This is a genomic window from Rhizobacter sp. P3_B12, assembly GCF_056402895.1.
In genome coordinates, this window is record NZ_JBFUGN010000271.1 from 1 (window position 1) to 6781 (window position 6781).

Sequence of the window (6781 nt, forward strand, 5' to 3'; positions counted from 1 at the left end):
GTACGGAACTGCAACGCGCCCACGCCATCCTGCGTTCCGTCGCACCGTGAGCCCGGGCCGGGCGGGGCGCCTGTAGAGTACGGCAGCGCCGATCGGGCGCCCCCTCGACCACCGCGGCCCATCCGGCCGCCAGGAGCTTCACTTGCATCTTCTGCCTCACCGCCCCCGACGGGCTGCCTTGTGTGCCGCCCTCGCCACCGCGCTGCTCGCCGGCGCCGCCCACGCCCAGACCGAGGCGCCCCGTTCCGGCATCGACCGCAGCGGCATGGACAACGCCGTTCGCCCACAGGACGACCTGTTCCGCCACATGAACGGCGCCTGGCTGCGCGACACGCCGATGCCGGCCGACAAGGCCTACATCGGGGCCTTCGAGCAGATCCAGGAAGGCACGCTCGCGAAGCTGCGCGGCCTGATCGAGGATGCGGCGAAGAACGGCGGCGACGCCGACGCGAAGAAGATCGGCGACCTGTACGCGAGCTTCATGGACGAAGCGGCGCTCGAGAAGCTCGGCGTCAAGCCGCTGGCCGGCGAACTCGCCGCGATCGATGCGGTGCGCACCCGCAAGCAGCTCAGCGTGCTGATGGCGCGCCACGGCCRGCTCGGCATTCCCTCCGCCGTCAACGGCGAGATCGACCAGGACGCCAAGGACTCCACCCGCTACGTCACCTACCTGAGCCAGGGCGGCCTGGGCCTGCCCGACCGCGACTACTACCTGAAGGAAGACGACGCCCGCTTCAAGGAGGCGCGCGCCAAGTACGTCGAGCTGGTCGCGAAACTGCTCACGATGGCCGGCGAGTCCCACGCCGAGGCCAGCGCCCGCGCGGTGCTCGCGCTCGAGACCGAGCTGGCCCGCGTGCAGTGGACGCGCGTCGAGAACCGCGATGCCGTCAAGAGCTACAACCCGGTGCAGCAGAAAGACCTGCCGAAGCTCGCGCCGGCCCTCGACTGGAAGGCCTGGCTCGCCGATGCCGGCATCGCCGGCAAGACGCCGGACGTGATCGTGCGCCAGCCGAGCTACTTCAAGGGCATGAGCGCGCTGCTGCAGTCGCAGCCGCTCGCCACCTGGAAGGCGTATGCGAAGACGCGGCTGCTGATCTCGTTCGCGCCCTACCTCAGCAAGGACTTCGTCGACGCCCAGTTCGCCTTCACCGGCACGGTGCTGAGCGGCACCACCGAGAACCGCCCGCGCTGGAAGCGCGGCGTCGGCATCGTCGAGCGCTCGATCGGCGAGAGCCTGGGCAAGGTCTACGTGGCCAGGTACTTCCCGCCCGAGTCGAAGGACAAGATGGAGAAGCTGGTCGGCAACCTGCTGGCCGCCTACAAGCTGAGCATCGACACGCTCGACTGGATGGGCCCCGACACCAAGAAGCAGGCGCAGGCCAAGCTCGCGACCTTCGTGCCGAAGATCGGCTATCCGAAGAAGTGGAAGGACTACAGCCGGCTGCAGATCCGCCGCGACGACCTGGTCGGCAACGTCATGCGCGCGCGCCTGCTGGCCGATGCACGCGAGGTGGCCAAGCTCGGCAAGCCGGTCGACCGCGACGAATGGTTCATGACGCCGCAGACCGTCAACGCGTACTACAACCCGGCGATGAACGAGATCGTGTTCCCGGCGTCGATCCTGCAGCCGCCGTTCTTCGACCCGACCGCCGACGACGCGGCCAACTACGGCGGCATCGGCGCGGTGATCGGCCACGAGATCAGCCATGGCTTCGACGACGAGGGCAGCCGCTTCGACGGGCTGGGCAACCTGCGCGAATGGTGGACCGTCGAAGACCGCAAGCGCTTCGACGCCAAGACCAGCATCCTGGTCGAGCAGTACGGCGCGTTCGAGCCGGTGCCGGGCTACAAGGTCAACGGCGAGCTGACGCTGGGCGAGAACATCGCCGACAACTCGGGGCTGGAGATCGCGTACAAGGCCTACCACCTGTCGCTGAACGGCCAGCCGCCGCTCGCGATCGACGGGCTGAGCGGCGACGAGCGCTTCTTCCTCGGCTTCGCGCAGGTGTGGCGCGGCAAGACGCGCGACCAGGCGCTGGTGCAGCAGCTCAAGTCGGATCCGCATTCGCCAGAGGAGATCCGCGCCAACGGCACGGTGCGCAACCACCCGGGCTACTACTCGACCTTCGGCGTGAAGGCGGGCGACAAGATGTACCTGCCGCCGGAGAAGCGCGTGTCGATCTGGTAGTGCGGATCTGGTGAGAAACTGGGGCGCATGAGCACCCCGCCCGAGTCGCCGGCCTCCCTCGTCCAGCTGCGCGAGAGGTTCGGCGAGCGCTACCGCTGGATGGTGCTGCTGACGGTCATGATCGGCACGATGGCGTCGATCATGGCCTCGACCATCATCAACGTCGCGGTGCCCGACATCAGCCACCGCTTCGGCCTCGGCCAGGAGCGCGCGCAGTGGCTGTCGGCCGGCTTCATGGCCGCGATGACGGTCTCGATGCTCGTCACGCCGTGGGTGCTCGACCGCTTCGGCTACCGCAGCAGTTACTTCGGCGCGGTGCTGCTGCTGATGCTGGGCGGCATCGGCGGCGGGCTCGGGACGAGCTTCGAGTGGGTGCTCGCGATGCGGGTGCTCGAAGGCCTGTCGGCCGGCGTGCTGCAACCCATCCCCGCGATCATCGTGCTGCATGCGTTCCAGCGCCACGAGCAGGGCAAGGCGATGGGCATCTTCGGCTTCGGCGTGGTGCTCGCACCGGCCATCGGGCCGAGCATCGGCGGCGTGCTGGTCGAGGCCTTCGGCTGGCGCTCGATCTTCTTCGTGGTGGTGCCGTTCTGCCTGGCGGCGCTCGCGATGGCCGCACGCTACCTGCCGCACAGCTCGCCGGGCGGCGCGCACGTCAACCAGCACGGCCGCAAGCTCGACGTGGCCGGCCTCGCGCTGCTGACGGTGGCGGTGCTCGCGCTGCTCAACGGCCTCGTGCACCTGCACGACACGGCGCACCTGGCGGCGATCGTGCTGCTGGTGGTCGCGGTCGGCGCCGGCATCGTGTTCATCGCGCGCCAGCGCCGCAACGACAACCCGATCATGCGGCTCGGGTTGTTCGACTTCCGCTCGTTCTCGATGGGCGGCTGGGTCGCCTTCATCTACGGCATGGCGTTGTTCGGCTCCACCTACCTGGTGCCGGTGTTCATGCAGATCGCGCTGAAGCTGCCGCCGTCGCAGGCCGGCGCGGTGCTGCTGCCGGCGGGCATCGTGCTCGCGATCACGATCCCGCTGGCCGGCCGGCTGGCCGACAAGCTGCCGGTGAGCCGCGTCGTCGCGGCCGGCGTGCTGCTGCTGGCCGCCTCGTTCTGGCTGATGCTGACGGTGGGCTTCGCCACCGCGCTGTGGCTGATCACGCTGTGGGCGGTGGTCGGGCGCATCGGGCTCGGGCTGGTGCTGCCGTCGCTGAACCTCGGCGCGATGCGCGGGCTGCCGAGCGAGCTGATCTCGCACGGGTCGAGCACGATCAACTTCCTGCGCCAGCTGGGTGGGGCCGTGGGCATCAGCATTGTCGGGATCGTGCTGCAGTGGCGGCTCGGCGTGCATGCCGACGCGCCGCTGCGGGCCTTCCACGAGACCTTCGGGCTGCTCGGGGCGATCAGCGCACTGGCGGTGATCGCGGCGTGGCGGATGGCGCCCGCGAAGGACTGACCGGGCGTTCGGGTTTCCCTCGGGCAGACAGCGGCGGTGCCGAGCGCGATCCTGGGTTTCTTGCACAAGAACCCCAGGAGACAACCCGTGAGCACACGCTTCAAGATCAACGGCAAGTCGGTCGACGTGAAGGCCGAGCCCGACACCCCGCTGCTGTGGGTGATCCGCGACGAGATCGGCCTGACCGGCACCAAGTACGGTTGCGGCATGGCGCTGTGCGGCGCCTGCACCGTGCACCTGGACGGCCAGCCGGTGCGCTCGTGCCAGACACCGGTCTCGGCGGTGGCCGGCAAGTCGGTCGCGACGGTGGAGAGCCTGTCGCGCAACAACACCCACCCGTTGCAGGTCGCGTGGATCAAGCACGACGTGCCGCAGTGCGGCTACTGCCAGTCCGGCCAGCTGATGAGCGCGGCCGCGCTGCTGAAGACGAACAAGAACCCGAGCGATGCCGAGATCGACGCCGCGATGAGCGGCAACATCTGCCGCTGCGGCACCTACCCGCGCATCCGCGCCGCGATCAAGAGCGCGGCCGCGGACCTGCAGCACCACAAGGCCTGAGGAGACCACCATGACCAAGACAAGCCTGACACGGCGTGGTTTCCTGCAGAGCTCGGCACTGACCAGCGGCGGCCTGATGCTGGGCGTCGCGCTGCCCGGTGCCGTCTCCGACGCCAACGCGGCCGGCATGCTGTACACGCCGAACGCCTGGGTGCACATCGCCGACGACAACACCATCACGCTGCTGTCGGCCCGCTCCGAGATGGGCCAGGGCGTCTACACCTCGATGCCGATGCTGATCGCCGAGGAGCTGAACGTGGACATTCGCGCGATCAAGGTGTCGATCGCGCCACCGAACCAGAAGCTCTACGGCAACGCGCTGCTCGGCGGGCCGCAGCTCACCGGCGGCTCGAGTTCGGTGCGCGACGGCTGGGAGAAGCTGCGCGTCGCCGGCGCGCAGGTGCGCATGATGCTGATCAGCGCGGCTGCTCAAAAATGGAACATCCCGGAGTCGCAGCTGCGCGCCGAGAACGGCCGGGTGATCGGCCCGAAGGGCAGGAAGGCCACTTATGGCCAGCTGGCCGCCGCAGCCTCGAAGCTGCCGGTGCCCGACAAGGTGGTGCTGAAGGACCCGAAGGATTTCAAGATCGTCGGCAAGCCGACGCGCCGGCTGGACACGCCGTCCAAGGTGAACGGCACCGCCGAGTTCGGCATCGATGTCAAGCTGCCCGGCATGGTCTACGCGTCGCTCGAGCAGTGCCCGGTGATCGGCGGCACGGTGAAGAGCTTCGATGCGAGCAAGGCGAAGACGATGCCCGGCGTGATCGACGTGGTGCAGATTCCCGACGGCGTCGCGATCGTGGCCGACACCTGGTGGCATGCGAAGCAGGCGCGCGAAGGTCTCAGCGTCGTCTGGGACGAAGGCGCCGGCGCGGCGCTGACGCACACCTCGATGATGGAGAGCACGCGCGGCGGGCTCACCTCCGGCAAGGTGCTGCCGCTGAAGGCGGTGGGGGATGCGGATGCCGAGATCGCCAGAGTGGAAAAAGCGGCCGAGAAGGCATCAGGCAAGGTGATCCGCGCCGAGTACACGATGCCGCTGCTGTCGCACTCGCCGCTGGAGCCGATGAACTTCACGGCGCACGTGCATGACAACCGCGTCGAGCTGATCGGCCCGACGCAGTGGCAGGACGCCGCGGCCGCCACGGTCGCCAAGGTGGTCGGCGTGCCGCCGGAGAACGTGAGCCTGCGCACCACCTTCCTCGGCGGCGGTTTCGGCCGGCGCATCGACATCGACTTCATCGTCCAGGCCGCGCAGATCTCGAAGGCGGTCAACAAGCCGGTGAAGCTGCTGTGGACGCGCGAAGACGACATGACGCACGACTTCTACCGGCCGCAGTCGGTGCACCGGCTGGCCGCGGCGATCGGGCCCGACGGCAAGCCGACCGCGATGACCTTCCGGATGAGCTCGCAGTCGATCACCGGCCGCGTGTTCGGCCTGCCGGCCGACGTGCAGGATCCGCTGATGACCGAGGCGGCGATCGCGGGCTACGCGGTGCCGGCCTCGCGGCACGACATCGTCAAGCATGACGCGGGGCTGCGCGTGGGGTACTGGCGCTCGGTCAGCCATGCGCTGAACGCGTTCGCGAACGAGACCTTCATCGACGAGCTGGCGGTCGCGGCGGGGCAGGACCCGCTCGCCTACCGGCTGTCGCTGCTGGGCAGCCAGCCGCGCTTCGCCAACGTGCTGAAGATCGCGGCCGACCGGGGCGGCTGGGGCCGCGCGGCGCCGGCCGGGCGCTTCCGCGGCATCGCGCTGATGGAGGGCTACGACACCTACATGGCCCAGGTGGCGGAGATCTCGGTCGCCAACGGCGAGGTGCAGGTGCACAAGGTGACGGTGGCGGCCGATCTCGGGCGCATGGTCAACCCCGACACGGTGGAGGCGCAGATCCAGTCGAGCATCGTGTTCGGGCTGACGGCGGCGCTGTTCGGCGAGATCACGCTCGAGAAGGGCCGGGTGCAGCAGACCAACTTCCACCAGTACCGGCTGCTGCGGCTGAACGAATCGCCGGCGATCGACATCACGCTGGTGCCGAGCACCGAGAAGCCGGGCGGCATCGGCGAGCCGGCGACGGCGCTGATCGGGCCGGCGGTGGGCAACGCGGTGTTCGCGGCGACGGGCAAGCGGCTGCGCAAGATGCCGTTCACGCCGGAGAACATCCAGAGCGCCTGACCGCGTCGGAGGCGGGCAGGGCACGGGTATCCTTGCGGGCTTCCCCGAGCCCGCAAGCCGACCGATGCCGCTGCCGACCCAGAACACCCCGCTGACCGACCTGCCTGAACGCTGCGAGGTGCTCGTCGTGGGGGCCGGCCCGGCCGGCAGCGCGGCCGCGCAATGGCKGGCGCGCGCCGGCGTCGACACCGTGCTGGTCGACCAGCACCGCTTCCCGCGCGACAAGGTCTGCGGCGACGGGCTGATTCCCGATGCGCACGCGGCGCTCGCGCGGCTGGGCGTGCTCGACGAGGTGATGGCGCAGGCCCAGCCGGCGCAGCACGTCGGCTGCATCGGCCCGCGCGGCGGACGGGTCGACGTGCCCGGCACGCTGGCGGTGCTGCCGCGTCGCGAGCTCGACCAGATCC

General features: G+C 69.5%; 5 protein-coding genes. All 5 read left to right on the forward strand.

Going from position 1 to position 6781, the window contains the following annotated elements; genetic code table 11:
* Positions 1–142: 142 nt before the first annotated feature.
* Positions 143–2188, forward strand: a complete 2046-nt coding sequence (locus AC1D01_RS15630; protein WP_477867748.1) for a M13 family metallopeptidase — start codon at positions 143–145, stop codon at positions 2186–2188.
* Positions 2189–2215: 27 nt separating this feature from the next.
* Positions 2216–3640: a DHA2 family efflux MFS transporter permease subunit gene (locus tag AC1D01_RS15635; protein WP_477867750.1), complete on the forward strand. Its 1425-nt coding sequence runs from the start codon at positions 2216–2218 to the stop codon at positions 3638–3640.
* An 87-nt stretch (positions 3641–3727) separates the two neighbouring features.
* Positions 3728–4198, forward strand: a complete 471-nt coding sequence (locus AC1D01_RS15640; RefSeq protein WP_477867752.1) for a (2Fe-2S)-binding protein — start codon at positions 3728–3730, stop codon at positions 4196–4198.
* 10 nt (positions 4199–4208) lie between these two features.
* Positions 4209–6374: a xanthine dehydrogenase family protein molybdopterin-binding subunit gene (locus AC1D01_RS15645; protein ID WP_477867754.1), complete on the forward strand. Its 2166-nt coding sequence runs from the start codon at positions 4209–4211 to the stop codon at positions 6372–6374.
* A gap of 64 nt (positions 6375–6438) precedes the next feature.
* Positions 6439–6781, forward strand: a 343-nt coding sequence (locus AC1D01_RS15650; RefSeq protein ID WP_477867756.1) for an NAD(P)/FAD-dependent oxidoreductase, incomplete at its 3' end; no start/stop codon positions are given.

Bases quoted from the DNA above. Each gene is read 5' to 3' on its own strand.
- AC1D01_RS15635 (WP_477867750.1), top strand. From the start codon at position 2,216: ATGAGCACCCCGCCCGAGTCGCCGGCCTCCCTCGTCCAGCTGCGCGAG.
- AC1D01_RS15645 (WP_477867754.1), top strand. From the start codon at position 4,209: ATGACCAAGACAAGCCTGACACGGCGTGGTTTCCTGCAGAGCTCGGCA.